The following is a 23,503-nucleotide window of genomic DNA, read 5'->3' on the forward strand; positions in this document are numbered from 1 at the left end:
TGCACTGCAGCATGGAACCGGGGGTTCCGTTTTGCGGCGCGCCGCAGAGAAGCACGCGCTGCGGTAAAATCGCCGTTTCGGCCCTCGCCCGGGCCTGCCAGCTCAATATGATCGGAACTGCCATTAGCGCCCTGACCCTGCCCCTGAACAATGCGTTTGCGGCCCTGCCGCCCGCCTTTTACACGCGTTTGATGCCGACTCCGCTGCCGGCGCCCTACTTTGTCGCCGCCAGCGCCTCGGCCGCAAGCCTGGTCGGCCTCGATGCGGCGCGCCTGGCCGAGCCCGATTTTGTCGAACTGTTGAGCGGCAACGCCGTCGCGCAGCAGTCGCAGCCGCTCGCCGCCGTGTATTCCGGCCATCAGTTCGGCGTCTGGGCCGGCCAGCTGGGTGACGGCCGCGCCATCCTGCTGGGCGATATCGCCACGGCTAGCGGACCGATGGAGCTGCAGCTGAAAGGCGCCGGCGCCACGCCGTATTCGCGCATGGGCGACGGGCGCGCCGTGCTGCGCTCGTCGATCCGCGAATTCCTATGTTCGGAAGCGATGGCGGCGCTGGGCATTCCCACCTCGCGCGCGCTGGCCATCACGGGTTCGCAGCAAGGCATCATGCGCGAAACCGTGGAAACGGCCGCCGTGGTGACCCGCATGGCGCCCAGCTTCGTGCGCTTCGGCTCGTTCGAGCACTGGTTCTCGCGCAAGAAACCGGAGGAACTGAAGATCCTGGCCGACTACGTGATCGACAGTTTTTATCCCGAGCTGCGCACCCGGGACAACCCGTATGCGGCGCTGCTACGCGAAGTGTGCTTGCGCACCGCGCAGATGATCGCGCACTGGCAGGCGGTGGGTTTCATGCATGGCGTGATGAATACCGACAATATGTCCATCCTGGGCCTGACCTTGGACTATGGTCCGTTCGGCTTCATGGAAGCGTTCGACGCCGAGCATATCTGCAACCATACCGACAGCCAAGGCCGCTATTCCTATGCGAACCAGCCGCAGGTGGGCCACTGGAACTGCTACGCGCTGGGCCAGGCGCTGCTGCCCTTGATCGGTGAAACAAGCCTGGCGCAAGCGGCGCTGGACAGCTACGAGCCGGCGTTTGCGGCGAAGATGAACGAATTGCTGCGCGCCAAACTCGGCCTGCGCACGGAACAAGGCGACGACAGCCAGCTGTTCGACGCCATGTTTGCCGTGATGCAGGCCAATCACGTCGATTTCACCAATTTCTTCCGCGCCCTGGGCAATCTGCAGGTGGCCGCGCCCGAGAATGACACGGAGCTGCGTGACATGTTTATCGACCGCCCCGCGTTCGATAACTGGGCCCTGCAATACCGCGCGCGCCTGGTGCTGGAACAGAGCGACGACTTGCCGCGCAAGCTTGCAATGGACCAGGTCAACCCCAAATACGTGCTACGCAACTATCTGGCCCAAGTCGCCATCGACAAGGCGCAGCAGCAGGATTACACGGAAGTGGCCCGATTGCTGGCGGTTTTGCAAAAGCCATTTGACGAACAGCCCGAACACCAGCACTATGCGGCCCTGCCGCCCGACTGGGCCAGCCATCTTGAAGTAAGCTGCTCTTCCTAAGGAGTCACCATGACCACCAATAAAGTACAAAAAACCGACGCCGAATGGCGCGCCATGCTCGACACCATGCAATACCAGGTGACGCGCCATGCGGCCACCGAACGCGCTTTCACGGGCAAGTTCTGGGACCACCATGAGCACGGCATCTACACCTGCATCTGCTGCAATACGCCGCTGTTCGCCTCCGATACCAAGTTCGATTCGGGCTGCGGCTGGCCCAGCTATTTCGAGGCGCTCGATCCGGCCAACGTGACGGAGATCGTCGACCGCACGCATGGCATGGTGCGCACCGAAATCGTGTGCGCCGTCTGCGACGCCCACCTGGGCCATGTGTTCCCGGACGGCCCGCCGCCGACGGGTCTGCGCTATTGCATCAATTCCGCCTCGCTGCGCTTCGATCCGCAGCCGTGATGCCGGGGAATGGCCGGGCCTAAGCCATTCCTAAGCTGCTTTTTAGTTGACCATAGTAAAGTCTCGCCATGAAATTTCTCTTCGACCTCTTCCCGCTGATCGCCTTCTTTGCCGCCTTCAAACTCGGCGGCATGTATGAAACGGCGACGCACGACTTCGTGCAGCAGTATTTGTCCGGCATCGTTTCCGGCGGCGTGATCCAGCCCGAACAGGCGCCATGGGTACTGGCGACCCTGGTCGGCATTATCGCCACCGCCTGCCAGGTCAGCTACCTGCTGCTGCGCGGCCGCAAGGTCGACGGCATGCTGTGGCTGTCGCTGTTCATCTTCGTGGTGTTCGGCGGCGCCAGCATCTATCTGCATGACGATTTCTTCCTGAAATGGAAGCCGACCCTGATCTACTGGCTGTCCGGCCTGGCCCTCCTGATCGCCCATGTGGGCTTCAAGAAAAACCTGATCCGCAAGACCATGGAAGCGCAGGTGCAACTGCCCGACGCCGTGTGGAACCAGCTGCTGGCGGCCTGGATCATCTTTTTTGGCGCCATCGGCGCACTCAATCTGTTCGTCGCCTTCGTGCTGTACAAGGGCGACATGGCGGCCTGGGTCAGCTTCAAGGCGTTTGGCGCCACCGGCATTTTCTTTGCCTTTATCGTCGCGCAAACCCTGTTCCTGTCCAAACATATCAAGGAAGACGCATGAGTACCGAACTGAACACCTCGCCAGCGACGCGCATGGAGCGCATCCGCGCGCGCCTGGAAGCGGCGCTTTCCCCTGTGGAATGCGTGCTGGAAGACGACTCGGCCAGCCACCGCGGCCATGCCGGCGCCGCCTCGGGCGGAGGCCACTACAATGTGCGCATTATTTCCAGCAAATTTGAAGGGCTCAGGCTCGTCATGCGCCATCGTCTGGTGTATGATTCCGTGCACGATATGATGCATAATGAGATACATGCATTGGCTATTGTCGCATTGGCGCCTTCAGAAGCATGATATTGAAGGCGTTTTTGGCGTAGGCCGGTATGCCGGCATCACGCTGCAGCAAACGCGATAAACACAAAAATTTTGATGCGTTTTTTACGAAACTTTCCCTAACAGGATTTAATAATGACTTTTAAGCCAGCCCGCTTGCTGATCGCACTACTCGCCGTAGCCGCTGTACCTGTTTTTGCGCAAAATGTCGCCGTTGTAAATGGCAAGGCTATCCCATCGTCGCGCGTTGATGCAGTCGTCAAGCAAGTCGTCGCCCAAGGCCAGCAGCCGGATTCGCCGCAACTGCGCGAAGCGATCAAAAAAGACCTGATCGGCCGTGAAGTGCTGATGCAGGAAGCGGAAAGCAAGGGTTTCGGTAAAGATGCAGCGGTCAAACTGCAAATCGAGAACGCACGCCAGGCCATCGTCATCAATGCCCTGGTCGGCGACTACCTGAAAAAGAATCCGGTCAGCGATGCCGACATCAAGGCCGAGTACGATCGTTTCGTGGCCCAGACCGGCGACAAGGAATACCATGTACGCCACATCCTGGTGGGCACGGAAGCCGAAGCGAAAGACGTGATCGCCAAGCTCAAGGGCGGCGCCAAGTTCGAAGACCTGGCCAAGCAATCGAAAGATGCCGGCTCGGCCGACAATGGCGGCGACCTGGACTGGGCAGCGCCTTCGTCCTTCCCGAAAGTGTTCTCGGACGCCTTCGTGAAACTGCAAAAAGGCCAGGTCACGGAAACCCCGGTGCAAACGCCTAACGGTTTCCACGTGATCAAGCTGGACGACACCCGCCCGGCAAAACTGCCGACGCTGGAAGAAGTCAAGCCACAGATCTCCGAAGCGCTGCAGCAGAAAAAACTGCAGGCGTACCAGGAAGACATGATCAAAAAAGCGAAAGTTCAATAAGAACTGACCACCCCGGCGCCCCTTTCGGCGCCGGTCGTGTATTCTGCGTTTGAATAAACGATTGTTATTGTATTTTTATAGGAATAAACATGATTTTGAAGCCAGCCCGCCTGATTCTTGCCTTGGTCGCCGTCACCGCCGCGCCAGCTTTCGCGCAAAACGTCGCCACCGTCAATGGCAAGGCCATTCCGGCGTCGCGCGTCGACCAGGTCGTCAAGCAAGTCGTCGCCCAAGGCAAGCAAGCGGATTCGCCGCAACTGCGCGAAGCCATCAAGAAAGACCTGATCGGCCGCGAAGTGCTGATCCAGGAAGCCGACAAGCAAGGCTATGGCACCCGTCCCGAAGTCAAGGCCCAGCTCGACAACGCGCGCCAGAGCATCATCATCAATGCGCTGCTGGCCGACTATGTCAAGAAAAACCCGGTCAAGGACGCTGAAATCAAGGCCGAGTACGACAAGTTCAAGGCGCAAGCCGGCGACAAGGAATACCATGCACGCCACATCCTGGTAGCGACCGAAGCCGAAGCGAAAGACATTATCGCCAAGCTCAAGGGCGGCGCCAAGTTCGAAGAACTGGCCAAGGTTTCGAAAGACGGCTCCGCAGCCAATGGCGGCGACCTGGACTGGGCCAGCCCGACCTCGTACGTCAAGCCATTCGCCGATGCGATGGTGGCCCTGAAACCAGGCCAGGTCACGCAAACGCCGGTGCAATCGCAATTCGGCTTCCACGTGATCAAGCTGGAAGAAACCCGTCCGACCAAGCTGCCGGCACTGGAAGAAGTCAAGGGCCAAGTGGCCGAGTCGCTGCAACAGAAGAAACTCGCCGCTTACCGCGATGAACTGATGAAAAAAGCCAAGGTACAATAAAAAACACGCAACCAAACCTACTGCGCGTCGGGATAGCTGGCCTGCGATGCTCACCGTACTAAAGTACGGTTGCGCTTCTCGACCACCTCTGCCTTCCGCTCGCTACGGTTTGTTGGTGTTTTGCTCGTTAGTAAAAGCGCTCCACGGAGCGCTTTTTTCTATTGGCCAACAATGTTGTCGGGTTACGCTGCGCTAACCCGACCTACAGTTGCGACGCCCTTACCGGTCGGCTTACGAAACACCGTTTGACGCGTAGGTCGGATTAGGCGCGCAGCGCCGTAATCCGACAACACCACCGGCCGCAGCCGACAAATTGGCCATCACGCAAAACTGAACCATGCTCGCGCGATGCGGCCATCGACCACCTCATATGTCGCCACCAGTTCCTGTTCCATCGTGCCCTGGTCGGTGACGCTGGTGATGACTTCATGGTCGATCACCAGTTTGCCGCAGGCGATGCGGTTCAACAGGCGCGCCTGCGGGCGGCTGGCGGCAAAGCGGGCTGTAAAGCGTGCGGCGATCTGCGCGCTGCCTTCGGCCAGCAGGACGTCCGGATGCTGGAACTGCTGGACGTTGTCGGCATAGATGGCGACCAGCGCGGCGACATCGTGGGCGTTGTAGGCGTCGAGCTGGGCTTGCACGACGTCGGTAGGTGTGTTCATGACTCTCCTTTGAAAGAATGGCACTCTATAATGTGCGTGGGGGAACGGACAAGCCCGTTCTCCACTGCCAGACTGGTCTTTTATAGTGACGAGGCCAGCCTTCATGTCCCGATCGATTTCACCATCCGCACCCCTGCCCGGCCATGTCAGCGTACGCGGCGCGCGCGAGCACAACCTGAAAAATGTCGACGTCGATATCCCGCGCGATGCGCTGGTGGTGTTTACCGGCGTGTCCGGCTCCGGCAAGTCCTCGCTGGCGTTCGGCACGCTGTATGCCGAAGCGCAGCGGCGCTACCTGGAGTCCGTTTCGCCGTACGCGCGCCGGCTGTTTCACCAGATGGCGGTGCCGGAAGTGGACAGCATCGACGGCCTGCCGCCGGCCGTGGCCCTGCAGCAGCAGCGCGGCGCCCCCACCACGCGCTCGTCGGTGGGCAGCGTCACCACCGTCTCGAACCTGCTGCGCATGCTCTATTCGCGCGCCGGCGATTATCCCAAGGACCAGCCGCTGCTGTACGCGGAATCGTTTTCGCCCAATACCCCCGAGGGCGCCTGCCCGCAATGCCATGGCTTGGGCCGCGTGTATGAAGTCACCGAAGCGTCGATGGTGCCGGACGACACCCTCACCATCCGCGAACGGGCGATCGCCGCCTGGCCCACCGCCTGGCATGGCCAGAACCTGCGCGACATATTGACCACCCTGGGCCATGACGTCGATACGCCGTGGCGCGAACTGCCGCAAACGCTGCGCGACTGGATCTTGTTTACCGACGAGCAGCCGGAAGTACCCGTCTATGCGGGCTTGACGCCGAAGGAAACCAGGGCCGCCCTGAAGGCCAAGATGCCGCCCAGCTACATGGGCACCTTTACGGGCGTGCGCAAATACGTGCTGCAGACCTTTGCCAACAGCCCCAGCGCGCAGATGAAAAAGCGCGTGGCGCAGTTCATGCTGGGCGCCGACTGCCCCGTGTGCGACGGCAAGCGCCTGCGCCGGGAATCGCTGTCGGTACAGTTTGCCGGCCTCGATATCGCCGAGATGTCGCGCCTGAGCCTGGCCAAGCTGGCGGCGCTGTTCGCGCCCTATGTGACGGGCAAGGCAAAGATACGCGACAGCCGCGCCCATCCCGAAAAAGCCATCGTCACCCAGCGCATCGCGCAGGACCTGGCGGGCCGCCTGGAGGTGCTGCTGGACCTGGGTCTCGGTTATTTGAGCCTGGACCGCGGCACGCCCACCCTGTCGCCCGGCGAATTGCAGCGCCTGCGCCTGGCCACCCAGGTGCGCTCGAACTTGTTCGGCGTGGTGTATGTGCTGGACGAACCGTCGGCGGGCCTGCACCCGGCCGATACCGAAGCGCTGCTGCGCGCGCTGGCGCGCCTGAAGGCCTCGGGCAATTCCCTGTTCGTGGTCGAGCATGACCTGGACGTGGTCAGGCAGGCCGACTGGCTGGTCGACGTGGGGCCGCAGGCGGGCGAGCACGGCGGCCAGATCCTCTACAGCGGTCCGCCGGCAGGCTTGCGTGACGTCAAGCAATCGCAGACGCGGCGCTATCTGTTTGAGGAAGGCAAGCCGCAGCAGCGCACCCCGCGCACGCCCGCCGCCTGGCTCGGCGTGGAAGGCGTGACGCGCAACAACCTGCACAGCCTCGATGCGCAGTTTCCGCTGGGCGTGCTGTGCAGCGTGTCGGGCGTTTCCGGTTCGGGGAAATCAACCCTGGTCAGCCAGGCGCTGGTGGAACTGGTATCGAGCCAGCTGGGCCAGGCGGTGGTGGCGGAAACAGACGACGACTCGCCACTGGCACCGGCCAGCATGCCCACCGGCGGGCGCATCACGGCTGGCCTGGAACATGTGCGCCGGCTGGTGACGGTCGACCAGAAACCGATCGGCCGCACGCCCCGCTCGAACCTGGCCACGTACACCGGGTTGTTCGACCATGTACGCAAGCTGTTTGCGGCCACGCCGGCGGCAAAGAAACGGCATTTCGACGCGGGCCGTTTTTCGTTTAACGTCAGCAAGGGCCGCTGTGCCACCTGCGAAGGCGAAGGGCAGGTGATGGTTGAGCTGCTGTTCCTGCCCAGCGTATATGCACCCTGCCCCGTCTGCCATGGCGCGCGCTACAACGCGGAGACATTGCAAGTCGCGTACCGGGAGCAGAATATCGCCCAGGTGCTGCGGTTGACGGTCGACGATGCGCTGGCGTTTTTCCAGGGCGAAGCGGCCTTGGAGCGGCCTTTGTCCGTGTTGCAGGAGGTGGGACTCGGCTATTTGCGGCTGGGCCAGTCGGCCACGGAATTGTCGGGTGGCGAAGCGCAGCGGGTGAAACTGGCAACCGAGCTGCAGCGCGCGCAGCGCGGCGACACGCTCTATATTCTGGACGAGCCGACCACCGGCCTGCACCCGGCGGATATCGATCGCCTGGTGGCCCAGCTCGACACCCTGGTGGCGGCCGGCAATACGGTGATTGCCGTCGAACACGATATGCGGATGCTGGCGGCCAGCGACTGGGTGATCGATATCGGCCCGGGCGCCGGCGAAAACGGCGGCCTGGTGGTGGCCAGCGGGCCGCCAGCGGCGGTGGCGAACACCAGGGGTAGCCGCACGGCGCCGTATCTGCATAAAGCCCTCGCTTGAGCGGAACACTGCCGACGGGGATTTGCTGGGATAATGTCAACTTGAAATCACAAAACATGCCGGCGTATTTTGCGCGGCATCAACAAATACCAGGGTAACAGGAGCAAACATCATGAAATGGGAAGGCAACCGCGAAAGCGACAATGTGGAGGATCGCCGTGGCGAAGGGGGTGGTGGCGGTGGCGGCGGCTTTGGTTTCGGCGGGCGCTCGATCGGCATCGGCACCATCGTCATCGCGCTGGTCGGCGGCTGGGTACTGGGCGTCAATCCGATGACCATCCTCAGCATGCTCAGTGGCGGCGGCGGCCAGGTCACTACCCAGCAAAGCCAGGCGCCGGCACAACAGCCGCCGGTGGACGACGAGATGGCGCGTTTCGTGAAAACCGTGCTGGCCGATACGGAAGACACCTGGACCACCCTGTTCAAGGCCGAAGGCGGCAGCTATGTGCGGCCCAAGCTGGTGCTGTTTTCAGGCAGCACGCCGACCGCCTGCGGTACCGGCCAGAGCGCTACCGGCCCCTTCTATTGCCCCGGCGACCAGAAGGTTTATCTGGACCTGGACTTCTTCCAGCTGATGCAGCAGCGCTTCAAGGTGTCCGGCGAATTTGCCCAGGCGTATGTGATCGCGCATGAGGTGGGCCACCACGTGCAGAACCTGCTGGGCCTGTCGGAAAAAGTCGACAATGCGCGCCGCACCGCCACCGAGCGCCAGGCCAACGCCATGTCGGTGCGCCTGGAACTGCAGGCCGACTGCTTTGCCGGCGTATGGGCCTATCATGCGAATGCCGAGCGCAAGATCCTGGAACAGGGCGACGTGGAAGCGGCCCTGAAGGCGGCCACGGCGATCGGCGACGACGCGCTGCAACGCCAGGCGCAAGGCCATGTGGTGCCGGACTCGTTTACCCACGGCACCTCGGAACAGCGCGTGCGCTGGTTTACCAAAGGGATCGAGTCGGGCCGGATTTCACAGTGCAACACGTTTGAAGCGAAGCAGCTGTAAGGGCTTAAGGGACGGTGACGTCGAAGCGCCTGCCGAGGCGCTTCAGTTCACCGCTGTCGATCAGGACATTGAATTCCTGGTCGAACTGCAGGCGCAGGCGGTCGAATTCGGGCGAGCGGGGAAAGGCAAAGTAGCCGTTCTGCGTTTCCAGCACGCGCGGCAGTATCCTGACCTGCCGCTCCATGCTCAGGCGGGTCACCACGGGTTCGGTGTTGCGCCGGTTGGTGACAAACAGGTCGACGTGGTTGTGCACCAGCATCTTCAAGCCATTTTCCACGTTATTGGCGACGCTGACCTGCAAGCCGGGCCGCGCCCGTTCCAGCTCAAAGCCATAGGCCCATCCATTGAGCATCACGAGGCGGCGGTTTTTCAAGGTCGCATAGTTGCCGTCCCAGCTGAAGCCGGCGTCCTGGCGCGTATAAAAGACGATCTGGTCCTGGTAAAAGGGCTTCTCGGAAAAGGCCATGCTGGAAAACCGCTCGGGCGCCTTGTAGGGACCGATCAGGATGTCGGCCTGGCCCTGGGCCAGCATGGCTTGCGCACGCGCCCACGGCACCATGCGAAAGCGCACCGTATTGCCGGTGCGCGCCGCCAGGATGCGCACCAGTTCGGCGCCCAGCCCCTGGTATTCGCCACTGCTCTGGTATTCGAACACGCGTTCGAACTGCGCGCCCACGGCCAGCAGTTCACGTGCTTGCGCCTGCATTGGCGCGAACAGGACCGGCCACAGGGCCAGTCCGAGCAGGAGCCGGCGCCAGCGGCGCTGCCCTGCCCCGTTCATCAGCCGACGATGCGCAAGGAGTAATCGGTGGCCCGTACATCCTTGGTCAGGCTGCCGATCGAAATGCGGTCCACGCCGGTTTCGGCGATCGCGCGCACGGTGTCGAAGTTGATGCCGCCCGACGCTTCGAGCAGCGCGCGGCCGTTGGTGACGGCCACCGCCTCGCGCATCATGTCGTTGCTGAAGTTATCCAGCAGCACCGACACGGCGCCGGCGTCCAGCGCTTCCTGCAACTGGGCCAGGGTTTCGACTTCGATCTGCACCGGCACGCCGGCGTCCAGCGTGCGCGCATTGTCCAGCGCCTGGCGTATGCCGCCGGCGGCCGCGATATGGTTTTCCTTGATCAGGATGCCGTCGTACAGGGCCAGCCGCTGGTTCTGCCCGCCACCCACGCGCACCGCGTATTTTTGCGCCAGGCGCAGGCCGGGCAAGGTCTTGCGGGTGTCCAGGATGGCCGCCCTGGTGCCGGCGATCACGTCCACGTACTGGCGCGTGACCGTCGCCACGGCCGACAGCAGCTGCAGGAAGTTCAGCGCGCTGCGTTCGGCCGTCAGCAAGGCGCGCGCCGGCGCCTTGATGGTGCACACCACGCTGTCGGCGGCCATCAGGTCGCCTTCGGCGTAATGCCAGTCGATCCGGATGCCGCGGTCGAGGCTGTTCATGACGCCTTCGAACCATGGTGCACCGCACAGCACGGCCGCTTCGCGCACGATCACGCGTGCCGTGACGATCTCGTCGGGCGGCACCAGTTCACCCGTCAGGTCGCACTGGCCCACGTCTTCCAGCAAGGCGGCCAGCAAATTGGCTTCAAAGGCGCGCGCCAGGGCGGCGTCAAACGGGGCAAAAACATTGACGAGAGTACTCATGCGGGACCAATTCCTTGAAACAGTTGAGCTTCCTTGGCCAGGTCGGAACCTGGCTGGACGCCGGCCTTTTTGGCGGCGGCAAAGTCGAGCATGCGCTTGATCGAGCGCACCGCCAATTGACCTATTGCCGGGTCGACATGAATTTCGTTCTGCATGTTTTCCAAGGTCTCGGCCAGGTTGCGCAGGCCGTTCATCGCCATCCACGGGCAATGCGCGCAACTCTTGCAGGTGGCGCTGTTGCCGGCCGTGGGCGCTTCGATAAAGCGCTTGCCAGGCGCGGCGGCGCGCATCTTGTGCAAAATCCCGTTGTCGGTGGCGACAATAAAGGTGTCGCTGTCCATGGTCTGCGCGGCGGCAATCATTTGCGAGGTCGAGCCCACCATGTCGGCCAGCGCCACCACATTGGCCGGCGACTCCGGATGTACCAGCACCTTGGCCTGCGGATACTCTTCCTTCAACAAGTCGAGTTCGATGCCCTTGAATTCGTCGTGCACCAGGCAGGAGCCCTGCCACAGCAGCATGTCGGCGCCGGTTTCTTTCTGGATATATGAACCCAGGTGCTTGTCGGGCGCCCACAGGATTTTCTTGCCCTGCGCATGCAGGTGGGCGACGATGTCGAGGCCGATAGAGGACGTCACCATCCAGTCGGCGCGCGCTTTCACGGCCGCGCTGGTGTTGGCATACACCACCACCGTGCGGTCGGGATGCTGGTCGCAAAACGCGGTGAATTCATCAACCGGGCAACCGAGGTCGAGCGAGCAAGTGGCGTCCAGGTCGGGCATCAGCACGGTTTTTTCCGGGCTGAGGATCTTCGCCGTTTCGCCCATGAAGCGCACGCCGGCCACCACCAGGGTCTGGGCCGGATGGTCGCGCCCGAAGCGCGCCATTTCCAGCGAATCGGAGACGCAGCCGCCGGTCGCTTCGGCCAGGTCCTGCAGGTCGGCGTCGACATAATAGTGCGCGACCAGCACGGCTTCGCGCTCGACCAGCAGGCGCTTGATGCGCGCGATCAGTTCGGTTTTTTCGGAGGGGGAAGGCGTGGCTGGCGTACGCGCCCAGGCGTGGGCGGTACAGCTGGCGCCGTCTTGCGGATGTTCGTACTCGACGGATTTGATGGCTAGAGTTTGCATGGCTGTGTCAAACAAAAACGGGATAGTGGATGAGATGACCGCAACACGGCGGTTCGGCTTGAAAAAGGCACACCACCGGCTTTTCAAACACCTGACAAAACCGTAGCGAGCGGCAGTGAGTTGCGGCTAAGAAGCGCAGCCGTGCTATAGCACGGTGAGCATCGCAGGCCGCAAATCGCGACGCGCAGTAGGTTTGGTCAGGTGTTTAATCGATGCCCTGGCTCTTCAGGTATTCCTCGTAATTGCCGCTGTAGTCGACAATGCCGTCTTCCTTGATCTCGATGATGCGGTTCGCCAGCGAGGAGACGAATTCGCGGTCGTGCGAGACGAAGATCAGGGTGCCGGCGTATTTTTCCAGCGCGATGTTCAGCGACTCGATCGATTCCATGTCCATGTGGTTGGTCGGCTCGTCGAGCAGCAGCACGTTGTGGCGGCCCAGCATCAGCTTGCCGTACATCATGCGGCCTTTTTCACCACCGGACAGCACCTTGACGGCTTTTTTCACGTCGTCGCCGCCGAACAGCAAGCGGCCCAGGATGGAGCGCACGGCCTGGTCGTCGTCGCCCTCCTTGGTCCACTGGCCGATCCAGTCGGTCAGGTTGGTATCCTTGGCGAAGTCCTCGGTCGGGTCTTGCGGCATGTAGCCGACGTTGGCGTTCTCGGCCCACTTCACGCGGCCCTGGTCAGGCTGCAAGCCGGCCAGGTCGCCCGCGATACAGCGCAGCATGGTGGTCTTGCCGGCGCCGTTGGCGCCGATGATGGCGATGCGTTCGCCCGCTTCGACCATGATACTGAAATTCTTGAACAGCTGGCGGTCGAAACCTTTCGAGATGTTTTCCACTTCCACCGCCAGGCGGTGCAGCTTCTTCTCGCCGTCGAAACGCACGAAGGGATAGGCGCGCGACGATGGCTTGATGTCGTCGACCTTGATCTTTTCAATCTGCTTGGCGCGCGAAGTCGCCTGGCGGGCCTTCGATTTGTTGGCGGCGAAGCGGCGCACGAATTCCTGCAGCTCGGCAACCTTGTCTTTCGCTTTCGCGTTGTTGGCCAGCTGCTGGTTGCGCGCCTGGGTCGAGGCGAACATGTATTCGTCGTAGTTGCCCGGATAGATCTTCAGCGTGCCGTAATCCATGTCGGCCACGTGGGTGCAAACCTGGTTCAGGAAGTGGCGATCGTGGGAAATGATGATCATGGTGGAGTTGCGCTCGTTGAGCACATCTTCCAGCCAGCGGATCGTGTTGATGTCCAGATTGTTGGTCGGCTCGTCGAGCAGCAGGATGTCCGGGTTCGAGAACAGCGCCTGCGCCAGCAGCACGCGCAGCTTCCAGCCTGGCGACACATTGCTCATCGGACCCTGGTGCAGGTCGATGGCGACGCCGGCGCCCAGCAGCAGTTCGCCGGCGCGCGATTCGGCCGTGTAGCCGTCGTATTCCGATACCTTGCCTTCCAGCTCGGCCGCCTTCATGTAGTCTTCGTCGGTCGCTTCCAGGTTGGCGTAGATGGCGTCGCGTTCCTGCATCGCGGCCCACATTTCCGTGTGGCCCATCATCACCACGTCGAGCACGCGCATCTCTTCGAACGCGAACTGGTCCTGGCGCAATTTGCCGAGGCGCTCGTTGGTATCGAGCATGACATTGCCGCCCGACGGTTCCAGGTCGCCGCCCAGGATCTTCATGAACGTCGACTTGCCGCAGCCGTTGGCGCCGATCAGGCCATAGCGGTTGCCGTCGCCAAATTTGACGGAAATATTCTCAAACAATGGCTTGGCGCCAAACTGCATCGTGATGTTAGCTGTACTGAGCATGTGGTATCGGGTCTTTATCCAGTGAAAACGGGGTGTTGAATACTTTTCCACCATTATACAGCAGCTACTGGCAGCTACTGCAAAGGCGCATGGAAACAAGGACTTAGCTGATACATGAAAGGGCATGGCAGGGTCGTAGTTACCAGAACAGCAATAATGTGCGAGAATGGGACGCATTTGCAACTACTGATAGGGAGATCTTGTGCTGACAGCATCAATGATGGCCCTCGCCGCCGCAGTATTTGTCGGCACGCCGGAAGAAATCGAAAAAAAGAGCCAGGAAACGCGTGCCAGGGCCACGCAAGAAGCGCGAGTGCGGCAGGAAGACAACATCGCCAGGGCCTCGCATCCCGATGCGCCTGGCGTGCTTGCCAGGGATGGCAACGTGCCGCTGACAACACTGCGCCACCGCTGGGCGCTGGGGCAGGCGCAAGCCGGCAAGATGCAGCTTGCCACCAGCATCGATCCTGCCGTGCTGGAAACGATGGCCGCCAGCGTCGGCTGCGTGGCGGACGGCAAGGTACAGCCTGCCGGTTTTGCCCGCGACCAGGCCCGGCCCAAGGTGCTGTCGGGCGCCACCCTGCTGGCCACCTGTCCGGGCGAGGCCTATCTGTTTATCCAGGCCATGCCGATTACCGGCAGCAAGGGCAGCGGCGACGTGGTGTTTCCCGATCTGTACACCCTGCGCGTGGCAGGCAGGCCCGCGCTCAGGTACTACTTCAAGGACGGCAGCGGGCGGCAGAAGGACGCGCTGTTCATCCTCGACGGCCAGGACCATTACACCCTGGAATACTGGTCGCAGGGCGACCGTGAACAAAAAGCCATGACAGGCGTGCGGCGGCTCGATACACTGGCGATGCCGTAACCTTCTACCTGGACAGACATCCCTTGAAAAAACTCATTCTTGCCGCGGCGATTGCCGTCATCACCTTGGGCGCCGTGACCTATGCCTCGCCGTATTACACCCTGCACCAGATGAAAACGGCGCTGGCCGCACGCGACGCCGCCGCGCTGGCCGAACATGTCGACTTCCCCGCCCTGCGCGAAAACGTCAAGGAGCAGATCAATGGCGCCATGGCCGACGGCATCCGGACCACCGCAGGCGCGGACAATCCGTTTGCCGCCATGGGCCAGGCTTTGGTCAGCAGCATGACGAACAAGATGGTCGACGCCATGGTCTCGCCGGCGGGCGTGGTGGCGCTGGTCAACAAGAGCGTGGTCAGCGGCGATGAGAAGGTCGGCAGTGGCGAAGCGGCGCCTGGGCCGAAGACGGACAGCAAAGCCCGCTACACGGCCGCATATGCCGGCTGGGACAGTTTCGTGATCCGTCCCACAGCCAGGCAGGAAGATGGCGGCGGCCTGGTCTTGCGCCGCCATGGCTTGTGGAGCTGGAAGCTCAGTGCGATAGAGCTGTCGCAGGCGATGGCGGCCAGGTAAGCGGCAGTCCGCCATCAGTGGGCAGGCTTACATGCCCAGGGACTTGAGCAGGTCCTCGTTATCGTCGTCAGCGGCAGCGGGCGACGGTGCGGGGGCCTCATCCTTGGCCTTGTTGGCGAATTCAGAGTCCATCAGCGAGTCGGTGTCGACTTCCTGCGAATCGAAATCGTGCAGCTTGATGAACTCGGTACGGTCGATCGCCAGTTCCAGGTAGAAAATATTGTTCTTTTCCGTGTAGAAGGTCACACGGCGCATTTCAGGACGGTCCAGCGGCGTATCGACGCTGAGCATGACCTGCTTGTTGAGCACCAGCATTTTCGGCTGGCTCTGCGTGATATTGGTTTGCAGTTCGCGCCGCACCTTGCCCGTGAAGTCGCCGACGATCTGGTTCATCAGCTCGCCCATGATGTTCGACACTTCATCGGAGGTGTAAAACGCGGCCAGTTCCGATTTTGGCATGCCCATGTGCAGCATGTAGCGCTCGTAGATTTCCATCGCCGTGTCGGCCGCGAAATTGAGCACCACCAGGCCCGTGAAACCGCCGTCGAACATGACGAAGCAACCGATATCGGGCTTCAGGCCGGTCTTGGTGATGCGCTGCACCATGCCGGAGTAATTGACCCTGCTTTGCGTTGCGACGTTCAGCACCCGAACCACCGAGTTGCACAAACTCATCAACAAATCTTCTGTACCGTACACAACATCCTTTTCTGCGCTCATGGGCAACCTCTCGTACTTTTATCCGTGCTTTTTATAATCGTATTTCTATGTAGAAATATGTATCAGATGGGCAGAATACCGGTGCGCGCCATGTCCGTCCAGCCATACCTGCATTTACTTGACGATGTGTCGGGAAATCGCCCTTTCCTGCGCCGCGAGCGTGCCGAACAGAACAGGCTTTGACGCCAGTTTCAGGCATCATGTGCCTTACGGGCAACAGAATGAAAGGCAGCGATGAGTCAGGACGTGGCATTGCAGGAAATATTGGAGACCGTGCAAGCATGGTTCGATGAACAGGCGCGCAGGGAACCGGGCAAGACGGTGGGACGCACCACCTTGCAGATCGGCGTCTTCAATGAGCTGCTGCTCGACTACCAGCCGGGCCGCAGCAGCCTGGACGTGGACCTGGGTTTCGGCCAGGGATCGCCGTCGATGCAAGCGCCTTTCCTGACGCCGGCGCAAGTGGAAGACGAACTCGTGCCCGCACTGGCGCAGGCATTCCGAAACGCCCTGGCGAACGCCGACCCGGCCCTGCTGGACTACCATTTCCGCTTGCGCGCCACCTTCCCCACCACCGAAGGCCAGCGCGAATGGCTGGTGCTGGAATTGCTCGACGAAGCCAAGCGGCAGGCACTGCTGGCGCGCATCAAAGCGTATATCGACCGCAAGCTGCGCGCCGGCAGCTATGACGGCAAGCCGCTGGAATCGTTTTTCCTCAGCCGGCACCTGCTCGATCCGCGCCTGTTCCCTGCCCTGGACGCGGCCTGGACCATCGCGCAATTCGAGCAGCTGCAGCAGCTGCGGCCCGGCCGCCAGGCGGCGCTGGCCGAGCATCGCGGCAATCTTATCCGCGCCGGCACCAGCTGGGCCGAGGATTGCTTCCTGCCGCGCCATTTCGAGGTGCGGCGTTCCGAATACCGGGCCAATGTCTACACCATCAAGCCCGGCGCGCAGAACAGAGGCCAGGACGGCGGCAAGGACGGCGGCACGGATGGCCAGATCGACCTGCTGCTGTATATCGCCGTGATGATACTGCGCCACGAGCCCAGCTATGCCAAACCGACCGGCCTGCAGTTCATCCAGCTGGCCACGCAACTGGGCAGCGAGCGCGCCGCCCGCATGCTGACCGAGGGCAGCGGCAGCTTTGCGCAGGACGCCATCGACCTGGCGACAGAGCAGGCGCGCTGCACCGCGAATGACGTCTTCGCCACTATCCATATCCAGATCAAGGAAGAAGGCGCCGCGGCCTATGCCCAGGCGCTCGATTTCGTGACCCGCCTGCTGGAAAACGGTTTTCCGAAAAGCTGCCAGATCAAGCTGAAATCAAGCGTCCGCGATTACCTGCCCATCAAAGGGCTGGCCCGCTCCGATACCCACCGCTTTTTCGCCAATGCGCTGGCTTATACAGAACTGCATCCGCGACTGGCGCGTTATGCGCGCGCGGCCATTGCGCAATATGAATTCTATGCCGATACCGAGGATGAAAAGAATTGCATGCCGGGCAGCTACGCCACCTTCGGCCTGGCGCTAGCCGATCCACAATGGTTCGCACTGCTGGAACACTATATGGCCGCCGTCGATGAAGAGCATCAAAGCGTGCAGGATAGTTTCACGGCCGCATTTGCCGCGCACCATGGCGTCAACCCGGACACCATCGCCACCCTGGTCACCTGCCTGCGCCACTGTACCGACAATGTGAAACTGAAGATCTCGCCGGCATTCGACGATGACGCACTGCTGGAATTGCTGCACCGGCAACTGCAAGGCCTGGAAGCGCACGAGGTGGACCATGTGCTGCAGGCAATCTGGGGCAAGTCGGAAAAACTGGCGGCGCTGGCGCGCAAGGCACAGGGCCGGCGCCAGGAATTGCTGGCGAGTCTGGCCGCGCTTAGCGCGCCGACACGACGTTGAGGATATCGTCCAGGCTGGCCGGCTTGACCAGGTGATGGTCGAAACCGATGACCTGGGTGCGCTCGCGCGTGCGGGCATCGCCCCAGGCGGTCAGCGCGATCATGCGCGTCTGCTTGAAGCGCGGCGTGCGGCGCAGGGTGGATACCACGTCAAAACCGGTGATTTCGGGCATGCCCAGGTCGAGCAGCATGACGTCGGGCTGGAAGGCGTCGGCGGCCTTGATCGCTTCGGCGCCGCCATAGATGGGCAGCGCTTCATGCCCGCACATGTGCAGGAATTCGGCGATCAGGTCGGCCGCGTCGCGATTGTCGTCGACGACCATGACACGCAAGGGTAAGAGTTGGTTTGCCATTGTAGCCTGCTATAAATACGCGCTTTCCGGCGAGGGTCAGCGCTCGTATGCCAGCAGGTTCGAGGCGGCAGATTGATTTCCAGCCAGGAGTGGTGACTGAAAGGATGAGGTTGCTTCTTGGGAATTATACATAGTTTTTGCTCCTACAAGTGCCAGAAATCAAGATCGTCTGCATATTTTAACAATCTTTCATCTTTGCACTGTAGGAGCTGACGCTGCCTTCCTGTAGCTGTAACCGCCGCCGCCCCGCGAGAATCAGCCCTGCATCAACAGCGTCTGCTGCCGCTGAGACTGGTGTGGCGGCGGCGAAGCGTGCATGGCGGCCGGCCTGGCCGCTGCCGCGCCGGCGTCCTGCAAGCGGAATACCTGCACCGATTGCGACAGCTGCTGGGCCTGTTCCTGCATGGCGTTGGCCGCAGCGGCGGCCTCTTCGACCAGGGCCGCGTTTTGCTGCGTCACCTGGTCCATCTGGGTAATCGCTTCATTGACCTGCTCGATGCCGACGCGCTGCTCTTCGCTGGCGTCGGTGATCTCGCCGATGATGCCGGACAGGCGCTGCACGCTGTCGACCACCTGCTGCATGGTGGCGCCGGCCTGCTCGACCAGCTTGTTGCCGGCGCCGACCTTGTCGACCGAATCATCGATCAGGCCCTTGATTTCCTTGGCCGCGCTGGCGCTGCGCTGGGCCAGGTTGCGCACTTCGCTGGCGACCACGGCAAAGCCGCGCCCCTGCTCGCCGGCACGCGCCGCTTCCACGGCCGCATTCAGGGCCAGGATATTGGTCTGGAAAGCGATGCCGTCGATGACGCCGATAATGTCGGCGATCTTGCGCGACGAGGCATTGATCGAGCCCATGGTCTGCACCACGTCGGCCACCACCGCGCCACCCTGCACCGCCACCGCCGAGGCGGATGCGGCCAGCGTACGGGCCGCCTGGGCGTTATCGGCATTCTGCTTGACGGCGGCAGTCAGCTCTTCCATCGACGAGGCCGTCTCTTCCAGCGAGCTGGCTTGCTGCTCGGTGCGCGACGACAGGTCCATATTGCCGGCCGCGATCTGCGCCGAGGCCGTGGCGATGGTGTCGGTACCGCCACGCACATCGCCGACGATCGTCACCAGCGCCGCATTCATGTCGCGCAGCGCGGCCATCAGTTCACCGGTCTCGTCTTTTGAACGCACGACGATATGGCTGCTGAGGTCGCCCTTGGCCACACGCTGGGCCAGGGTCACCGCCTCGCGCAGCGGCGAGGTGATATTGCGGTTCAACAGGAAGGCCAGCACGCAGGCCAGCAGCGCGGCAATCGCGCCGCCACCGAGCAGGACCACGCTGGTACGCGTTTTCAGGGCCGCCGCTTCCTCGCCGCGCTGCACCAGCAAGCCGCGTTCGGCCTGGCCGATTTCACCGAGCACGGCGCGCATGGCATCCATGTCGGCCTTGCCCTTGCCCGCTTGCTCGGCCGCCACAACGGCTTCCATATTGCCGTCGGCCAGGGCAGCGCGGCGCAGCGCGATGATGGGCTCGACAGCCGTCGCCAGCCAGCGCTGCTGGGTCGCCTCCAGGGTCGCCAGCCGGGTTTGCTGGGCCGGATTGTCCGACGTCAGCGCGCGGATCTTTTGCAGGTGCTCGCTGAAAATGCGCTTGCCATACAGCAGCGGCTCCAGCGACGCATCCTTGCCCGTCAAGGCAAAGCCCCGCTCGCCCGTTTCGATATCGACCAGGCCTTCGAGCAAGCCGCTCGCTTCGCCCAGCACTTCATAGGTATGCACATTCCAGCGATTGGCTTCGCCCAGGCTGGCAAAATTGCTCTGGGCCATGGTAATCAGGATCGCCAGCAAGGCGATGACGGCGCCGAACGCCAGGTAAAGACGCGTGCCTATTTTCAAGTTCGACAGAACCATGTAACTCTCCATTGATGCGACGCTACGCGACAAGAATGCTGTCCAAGACAGCCATATTGGCGACGATCATAGCGATAAAAATGACATCATTAGTTGCTGTTAGTCTACAATTTATATCTTTCCGTCTTTTTCTTTCCGCATGGACACTCTTTCCGTCTTGCTGTTGCGCCTGGGCTTTTCCGCCGATATTTTTTTTCGCGGCGCTTTTTGTGGCAGCAACCATTTCCCCGTGCAACCGACGCGCGGCCATTTGCACCTGCTGCGCCAGGGTACGCTGACCTTGACGCACGACGATGGCACGCCCTTGCAACTGGAAGGCCCGGCCGTGGCATGGTATCCGCGCCCGCACGCGCATGGCCTGTCGACCGGCGGCGATACCGCCGAATTGCTGTGCGCCAGCGTGCACCTGGCCAGCGACGACGCCATGGTGCGGGCCTTGCCGGACTGCCTGCACCTGGACCTGGCGCAGCTGCCGGCCTTGTCCGCCACCCTGGCCTTGCTGTTCGAGGAAGCCCAGCTGGCCGGCCCCGGCCATGAACTGGTGTTGAAACGCCTGTGCGAAATACTGCTGGTGCAATTGCTGCGCCATGCCTTGCAGCACAAGCTGATCTCGGCGACCACCCTGCCCGGCGTGTCTGATGCCGCCCTGGGCAAGGCCATGCACGCCATGCGCGCGCATCCCGGTGGCAAATGGTCGGTGGCCGAGCTGGCGGCCGTGTGCGGCATGTCGCGCAGCCGCTTCGCGCGCCAGTTTCATGAGATGGTCGGCTGTCCGCCGGCCCAGTACCTGAACCGCCTGCGCATCGAGCGCGCCCAGGAACAGCTGCGGCAAGGCAGGCTGGTACAGGATATCGCGGTGGAAGTCGGCTACAGCAGCCAGCCCGCTTTTACCCGCGCCTTCCGCGCCGCCACGCAGCTGTCGCCGCGTGACTGGCTGGCGCGGGACGGCCGCGACGGGCCGCGTTAGAAATCGAGCGCGCGCAGCACCACGCTGCTGGCCATCAGGTCGCGGCTCAGGTAGGCAAACGCCCGTTGGGCGATCAGCAGGCTGTGCGCTTCGAAGACCGACAAGGCGTCGCCCTGTCCGCCGCCCAGGCTGAGCAGTGCGGTGGAAGTCACGCGGCAGATCTTGTCGGCGCCAAACGCGGCCAGGTGGAAGGTGACGGCACCGTCGGCTTGGTCGAGCGTCACGCTGTTGCGGAGAATTTCATATGGCATGGAACGTCCTTTGCCGCCATGCGGCGCGCTGCGGGAAGGTGTGTAATGAAAGAGGCAATGACATGACACCAGCCTAGCGGCGTTGTTGAGACGCTACCGTCTGTTACCGTACACACAGAAACGTTTGCAGGGGCAATCGACCGGGATGGCGCTTGCGGATACAATGCGGCAGATGACTAGCACCAAAAGCAATATTACACAGATGCCAATTTTCGATATTCCGCCAGACCAGGATGCGGCACGGCGCCTGGCCCTGCTGCGCCTGCTGGAACCGGGCCATGTGCCCGGCGCACTGGCCGCCGACATGCTGGCCGCGAATTTGCCTGGCCGGCATGTGCGCCAATTGCTGGCCCGGCTGCGCAGGCTGCGCGCCGCGCAGTCCAACCTGCTGCATTACGCCGGCGCTACCGAGGTCCAGGCGCAGCAGGAGTTTGGCGCCGCAATTGCCGCACTGAAGGCCGAACTGGCCAAGCGCCCGCATGTCCCCAACAAGCGGGAAGCGAAGGCGCTGCGTCAGGCGGCGGCGAAACAGCGCTGACATTTCGTCATTCCCATCACTTAACCAGTCGAGACCCCATGCCACGATTCCATCCTTGCCACTTGCTGTTCAGCGCGCTGCTGTGCATCACGGCGCCTGCCGCCACCGCCATTGAACCAGCACTGCCCGCCGCCACGCCGCTGGTCATCGGCGAGAGCTTTACCATCGCCTCGACCGTGCTGGGCGAAACGCGCCATATCAATGTGTATGCGGCGCGCGCCTGGGATACGCCGCCGGACGCGCCACTGCCGGTGCTGTACATGCCCGACGGCGGCATCGCGGAGGATTTCCTGCACATCGCCGGCCTGCTGCAGGTGTCGGTGGCGAACGGCACCATGCGCCCGTTCCGGCTGGTCGGCATGGCAAACACCCAGCGCCGGCGCGACCTGACGGGCCCCACCGAGGATGCCAAGGACCGCGCCATCGCGCCGGTGGTCGGTGGCGCGGCGGCCTACCGCAGCTTTATCCGCGACGAACTGATGCCGCAGGTGCGCCAGCGCTACCGTGGCACCGGTGAAACGGCCATCGTCGGCGAATCGCTGGCGGGCCTGTTTGTGGTGGAAACCTTGCTGCTCGAACCGCAGCTGTTCGACCATTACCTGGCGTTCGACCCCAGCCTGTGGTGGAACCGCGGGTTTCTGCCCAGCCAGGCCGCCGCGCTGCTGGCCAAGCAAGGCGGCAGCAAACATAGTCTGTATATCGCCAGCAGCAACGAAGCGGGCATTGCCAGCGAAGTGCAACGCCTGGCCACGGTGCTGACACAGTCCGCGCCCAAGGGGCTGGACTGGCAGGTGGAAAGCATGCCGCAGGAAAGCCATGGCACGATTTACCACCCCGCCGCCCTGAAGGCCTTTCGCGCCGTATTTGCGCCGAAGATGGACAAACTGTAATCGTCGCCGCAGGTCATGGGAAGGGCCGCGCCGGTAAAATGCAGGCCCGCCCCCAGCAAGGATTTCCATGACCTTATTGCAGCTGTTTATCCTCTCCGTTGTCCAGGGCTTTGCCGAACTGCTGCCCGTATCGAGCTCCGCCCACGTCATCATGGCGGAAAAGCTGATGGGGCTCGATCCCACCTCGCCCGAACTGACCATGCTGCTGGTGATGCTGCACACCGGCACCATGTTCGCCGTCATCGTGTATTTCTGGGCCTCATGGCGCAAGACGTATTTCAGCTCGGGCGCGGCCCTGCGCGGCAATCTGCTGTTGCTGGCGGCGGCGACCTTGATGACGGGCATCGTCGGCTACGGCCTGCTGAAACTGATCACCCATGTGGTGATGGCCGGCACGCCGGGCTTCGAGATCGAACACCTGTTCGGCAACGCCAGGCTGATGGCCGCCGCGCTGGCCGCCGCCGGCGTGCTGATCATGCTGTCGTCGCGGCTGCAAGCGCGCCACGATGGCGCGTTGACCTTGCCGCGCGCCATGCTGGTCGGCGCGGTGCAAGGCCTGTGTCTGCCATTTCGCGGCTTTTCGCGCTCCGGCGCCACCATTTCCACGGCGATCGCCGTCGGCGTGCCGCAGCGGCGCGCCGAGGAATTCAGCTTCGCGCTGGCGGTGGTGCTGACGCCGGCCGTGCTGGCCAAGGAAGGCTGGCGCTTTTACCAGGCCGTCAACACCGGCGCGGCCGGCCATGGCGCGCCCCTGGCGCACCTGCTGGCGCCGAGCTTGCTGGGCATGTGTTTGTCCTTTGTGGCCGGGCTGCTGGCGCTGCGCTGGCTGTCGCGCTGGCTGGAACAGGGGCGCTGGCATTTGTTTGGCGTATATTGCCTGGCCGCCTCGGCAGTAGTGCTGTGGGTAGGGTAAAATCGCGGCGG

Annotated in this window: 24 protein-coding genes; 15 read left to right on the plus strand and 9 right to left on the minus strand. The window is 62.5% G+C overall.

Features of this window, described 5'->3' with window-relative positions; all coding sequences use genetic code 11:
* Positions 1-107: 107 nt before the first annotated feature.
* From ACP7B7_RS12920 to ACP7B7_RS12945, 6 genes are all read left to right on the plus strand, one after another.
* The gene (locus ACP7B7_RS12920) at positions 108-1,586 is read left to right on the plus strand and encodes a protein adenylyltransferase SelO (protein ID WP_308921294.1); all 1,479 of its coding nucleotides are present in this window, start codon (positions 108-110) and stop codon (positions 1,584-1,586) included.
* Positions 1,587-1,595: 9 nt separating this feature from the next.
* A complete protein-coding gene (gene msrB, locus ACP7B7_RS12925; protein WP_308921295.1) occupies positions 1,596-1,997 on the plus strand; it encodes a peptide-methionine (R)-S-oxide reductase MsrB in 402 nt (133 codons plus the stop codon).
* A 68-nt stretch (positions 1,998-2,065) separates the two neighbouring features.
* On the plus strand, positions 2,066-2,695 hold the full coding sequence (locus ACP7B7_RS12930; protein WP_308921296.1) for a septation protein A: 630 nt from the start codon (positions 2,066-2,068) through the stop codon (positions 2,693-2,695).
* Positions 2,692-2,985, plus strand: a complete 294-nt coding sequence (locus ACP7B7_RS12935) for a BolA family protein (protein ID WP_308921297.1) — start codon at positions 2,692-2,694, stop codon at positions 2,983-2,985. The genes ACP7B7_RS12930 and ACP7B7_RS12935 overlap by 4 nt, the downstream gene beginning before the upstream one ends.
* A 114-nt stretch (positions 2,986-3,099) precedes the next feature.
* On the plus strand, positions 3,100-3,879 hold the full coding sequence (locus ACP7B7_RS12940) for a peptidylprolyl isomerase (RefSeq protein ID WP_308921298.1): 780 nt from the start codon (positions 3,100-3,102) through the stop codon (positions 3,877-3,879).
* An 89-nt stretch (positions 3,880-3,968) separates the two neighbouring features.
* Entirely contained in the window at positions 3,969-4,745 is a 777-nt protein-coding gene (locus tag ACP7B7_RS12945; RefSeq protein ID WP_308921299.1) for a peptidylprolyl isomerase, read from the plus strand.
* A 320-nt stretch (positions 4,746-5,065) separates the two neighbouring features.
* Here the strand turns inward: ACP7B7_RS12945 and ACP7B7_RS12950 are convergent, their stop codons facing one another.
* Positions 5,066-5,407 carry a nuclear transport factor 2 family protein gene (locus ACP7B7_RS12950; protein WP_308921300.1) on the minus strand — a complete coding sequence of 114 codons (342 nt, stop codon included), beginning with the start codon at positions 5,405-5,407 and terminating at the stop codon, positions 5,066-5,068.
* Between the two features lie 103 nt (positions 5,408-5,510).
* Here ACP7B7_RS12950 and ACP7B7_RS12955 point away from each other — a divergent pair, with 103 nt between their 5' ends.
* A complete protein-coding gene (locus ACP7B7_RS12955; RefSeq protein ID WP_308921301.1) occupies positions 5,511-8,033 on the plus strand; it encodes an excinuclease ABC subunit UvrA in 2,523 nt (840 codons plus the stop codon).
* 112 nt (positions 8,034-8,145) lie between these two features.
* On the plus strand, positions 8,146-9,033 hold the full coding sequence (gene ypfJ, locus ACP7B7_RS12960) for a KPN_02809 family neutral zinc metallopeptidase (protein ID WP_308921302.1): 888 nt from the start codon (positions 8,146-8,148) through the stop codon (positions 9,031-9,033).
* A gap of 4 nt (positions 9,034-9,037) precedes the next feature.
* Here the strand turns inward: ypfJ and ACP7B7_RS12965 are convergent, their stop codons facing one another.
* The 4 genes from ACP7B7_RS12965 to ACP7B7_RS12980 all read right to left on the minus strand — a co-directional run bounded on the left by ACP7B7_RS12965 (position 9,038) and on the right by ACP7B7_RS12980 (position 13,614).
* A complete protein-coding gene (locus ACP7B7_RS12965; protein WP_308921304.1) occupies positions 9,038-9,814 on the minus strand; it encodes a substrate-binding periplasmic protein in 777 nt (258 codons plus the stop codon).
* The gene (gene nadC / locus ACP7B7_RS12970; protein ID WP_426076926.1) at positions 9,814-10,680 is read right to left on the minus strand and encodes a carboxylating nicotinate-nucleotide diphosphorylase; all 867 of its coding nucleotides are present in this window, start codon (positions 10,678-10,680) and stop codon (positions 9,814-9,816) included. The genes ACP7B7_RS12965 and nadC overlap by 1 nt, the downstream gene beginning before the upstream one ends.
* Positions 10,677-11,810, minus strand: coding sequence for a quinolinate synthase NadA (nadA, locus tag ACP7B7_RS12975; protein ID WP_308921306.1), 1,134 nt, complete (start codon positions 11,808-11,810; stop codon positions 10,677-10,679). The genes nadC and nadA overlap by 4 nt, the downstream gene beginning before the upstream one ends.
* Positions 11,811-12,015: 205 nt before the next feature.
* Positions 12,016-13,614, minus strand: coding sequence for an ABC-F family ATPase (locus ACP7B7_RS12980; protein ID WP_308921307.1), 1,599 nt, complete (start codon positions 13,612-13,614; stop codon positions 12,016-12,018).
* Between the two features lie 202 nt (positions 13,615-13,816).
* Between ACP7B7_RS12980 and ACP7B7_RS12985 the strand changes: the two genes are divergently transcribed.
* Positions 13,817-14,479, plus strand: a complete 663-nt coding sequence (locus tag ACP7B7_RS12985) for a hypothetical protein (protein ID WP_308921308.1) — start codon at positions 13,817-13,819, stop codon at positions 14,477-14,479.
* A gap of 23 nt (positions 14,480-14,502) precedes the next feature.
* Complete coding sequence (locus tag ACP7B7_RS12990; protein WP_308921309.1) at positions 14,503-15,051, plus strand: DUF2939 domain-containing protein; 549 nt, start codon at positions 14,503-14,505, stop codon at positions 15,049-15,051.
* A 27-nt stretch (positions 15,052-15,078) separates the two neighbouring features.
* On the opposite strand, the gene ACP7B7_RS12995 is transcribed toward ACP7B7_RS12990, so the two are convergent.
* Positions 15,079-15,771 (minus strand): DUF3334 family protein, encoded by a 693-nt coding sequence (locus ACP7B7_RS12995; protein ID WP_308921310.1) that lies wholly within the window; start codon positions 15,769-15,771, stop codon positions 15,079-15,081.
* Positions 15,772-16,005: 234 nt separating this feature from the next.
* Between ACP7B7_RS12995 and ACP7B7_RS13000 the strand changes: the two genes are divergently transcribed.
* Positions 16,006-17,682, plus strand: coding sequence for a DUF6138 family protein (locus ACP7B7_RS13000; protein WP_308921311.1), 1,677 nt, complete (start codon positions 16,006-16,008; stop codon positions 17,680-17,682).
* Here ACP7B7_RS13000 and ACP7B7_RS13005 read toward each other — a convergent pair.
* Both ACP7B7_RS13005 and ACP7B7_RS13010 read right to left on the minus strand, forming a co-directional pair.
* Positions 17,660-18,034: a response regulator gene (locus ACP7B7_RS13005; RefSeq protein WP_308921312.1), complete on the minus strand. Its 375-nt coding sequence runs from the start codon at positions 18,032-18,034 to the stop codon at positions 17,660-17,662. The two genes, ACP7B7_RS13000 and ACP7B7_RS13005, sit on opposite strands and share 23 nt — an antisense overlap.
* A 255-nt stretch (positions 18,035-18,289) precedes the next feature.
* Complete coding sequence (locus ACP7B7_RS13010; RefSeq protein WP_426076927.1) at positions 18,290-19,933, minus strand: methyl-accepting chemotaxis protein; 1,644 nt, start codon at positions 19,931-19,933, stop codon at positions 18,290-18,292.
* Positions 19,934-20,072: 139 nt separating this feature from the next.
* Here ACP7B7_RS13010 and ACP7B7_RS13015 point away from each other — a divergent pair, with 139 nt between their 5' ends.
* Entirely contained in the window at positions 20,073-20,900 is an 828-nt protein-coding gene (locus ACP7B7_RS13015) for an AraC family transcriptional regulator (RefSeq protein ID WP_308921314.1), read from the plus strand.
* Here the strand turns inward: ACP7B7_RS13015 and ACP7B7_RS13020 are convergent.
* Positions 20,897-21,151, minus strand: coding sequence for a hypothetical protein (locus tag ACP7B7_RS13020; RefSeq protein WP_426076928.1), 255 nt, complete (start codon positions 21,149-21,151; stop codon positions 20,897-20,899). The genes ACP7B7_RS13015 and ACP7B7_RS13020 overlap by 4 nt on opposite strands.
* A gap of 172 nt (positions 21,152-21,323) precedes the next feature.
* On the opposite strand from ACP7B7_RS13020, the gene ACP7B7_RS13025 reads away from it, so the two are divergent.
* The 3 genes from ACP7B7_RS13025 to ACP7B7_RS13035 all read left to right on the plus strand — a co-directional run bounded on the left by ACP7B7_RS13025 (position 21,324) and on the right by ACP7B7_RS13035 (position 23,492).
* The gene (locus tag ACP7B7_RS13025) at positions 21,324-21,689 is read left to right on the plus strand and encodes a hypothetical protein (protein WP_426076929.1); all 366 of its coding nucleotides are present in this window, start codon (positions 21,324-21,326) and stop codon (positions 21,687-21,689) included.
* A 38-nt stretch (positions 21,690-21,727) separates the two neighbouring features.
* Entirely contained in the window at positions 21,728-22,579 is an 852-nt protein-coding gene (locus ACP7B7_RS13030; protein ID WP_426076930.1) for an alpha/beta hydrolase, read from the plus strand.
* Between the two features lie 67 nt (positions 22,580-22,646).
* Positions 22,647-23,492, plus strand: coding sequence for an undecaprenyl-diphosphate phosphatase (locus tag ACP7B7_RS13035; RefSeq protein WP_426076931.1), 846 nt, complete (start codon positions 22,647-22,649; stop codon positions 23,490-23,492).
* Positions 23,493-23,503 lie beyond the last annotated feature (11 nt).

The sequence above is a fragment of the Janthinobacterium sp. PSPC3-1 genome, from assembly GCF_049896105.1.
In the GTDB taxonomy this organism is placed as follows: domain Bacteria; phylum Pseudomonadota; class Gammaproteobacteria; order Burkholderiales; family Burkholderiaceae_D; genus Janthinobacterium.

Coding starts and splice junctions, on each gene's coding strand:
- ACP7B7_RS12950 (WP_308921300.1), bottom strand. CDS start 5,407: ATGAACACACCTACCGACGTCGTGCAAGCCCAGCTCGACGCCTACAAC.
- ACP7B7_RS12955 (WP_308921301.1), top strand. CDS start 5,511: ATGTCCCGATCGATTTCACCATCCGCACCCCTGCCCGGCCATGTCAGC.
- ACP7B7_RS13000 (WP_308921311.1), top strand. CDS start 16,006: ATGAGTCAGGACGTGGCATTGCAGGAAATATTGGAGACCGTGCAAGCA.
- nadC (WP_426076926.1), bottom strand. CDS start 10,680: ATGAGTACTCTCGTCAATGTTTTTGCCCCGTTTGACGCCGCCCTGGCG.
- ACP7B7_RS12940 (WP_308921298.1), top strand. CDS start 3,100: ATGACTTTTAAGCCAGCCCGCTTGCTGATCGCACTACTCGCCGTAGCC.
- ACP7B7_RS12965 (WP_308921304.1), bottom strand. CDS start 9,814: ATGAACGGGGCAGGGCAGCGCCGCTGGCGCCGGCTCCTGCTCGGACTG.
- ACP7B7_RS13020 (WP_426076928.1), bottom strand. CDS start 21,151: ATGCCATATGAAATTCTCCGCAACAGCGTGACGCTCGACCAAGCCGAC.
- ypfJ (WP_308921302.1), top strand. CDS start 8,146: ATGAAATGGGAAGGCAACCGCGAAAGCGACAATGTGGAGGATCGCCGT.
- ACP7B7_RS13015 (WP_308921314.1), top strand. CDS start 20,073: ATGGACACTCTTTCCGTCTTGCTGTTGCGCCTGGGCTTTTCCGCCGAT.
- ACP7B7_RS12980 (WP_308921307.1), bottom strand. CDS start 13,614: ATGCTCAGTACAGCTAACATCACGATGCAGTTTGGCGCCAAGCCATTG.
- ACP7B7_RS12920 (WP_308921294.1), top strand. CDS start 108: ATGATCGGAACTGCCATTAGCGCCCTGACCCTGCCCCTGAACAATGCG.
- ACP7B7_RS13030 (WP_426076930.1), top strand. CDS start 21,728: ATGCCACGATTCCATCCTTGCCACTTGCTGTTCAGCGCGCTGCTGTGC.
- ACP7B7_RS13025 (WP_426076929.1), top strand. CDS start 21,324: ATGACTAGCACCAAAAGCAATATTACACAGATGCCAATTTTCGATATT.
- ACP7B7_RS13035 (WP_426076931.1), top strand. CDS start 22,647: ATGACCTTATTGCAGCTGTTTATCCTCTCCGTTGTCCAGGGCTTTGCC.
- ACP7B7_RS13010 (WP_426076927.1), bottom strand. CDS start 19,933: ATGGTTCTGTCGAACTTGAAAATAGGCACGCGTCTTTACCTGGCGTTC.
- ACP7B7_RS12930 (WP_308921296.1), top strand. CDS start 2,066: ATGAAATTTCTCTTCGACCTCTTCCCGCTGATCGCCTTCTTTGCCGCC.
- ACP7B7_RS12945 (WP_308921299.1), top strand. CDS start 3,969: ATGATTTTGAAGCCAGCCCGCCTGATTCTTGCCTTGGTCGCCGTCACC.
- ACP7B7_RS13005 (WP_308921312.1), bottom strand. CDS start 18,034: ATGGCAAACCAACTCTTACCCTTGCGTGTCATGGTCGTCGACGACAAT.
- msrB (WP_308921295.1), top strand. CDS start 1,596: ATGACCACCAATAAAGTACAAAAAACCGACGCCGAATGGCGCGCCATG.
- ACP7B7_RS12995 (WP_308921310.1), bottom strand. CDS start 15,771: ATGAGCGCAGAAAAGGATGTTGTGTACGGTACAGAAGATTTGTTGATG.
- ACP7B7_RS12935 (WP_308921297.1), top strand. CDS start 2,692: ATGAGTACCGAACTGAACACCTCGCCAGCGACGCGCATGGAGCGCATC.
- nadA (WP_308921306.1), bottom strand. CDS start 11,810: ATGCAAACTCTAGCCATCAAATCCGTCGAGTACGAACATCCGCAAGAC.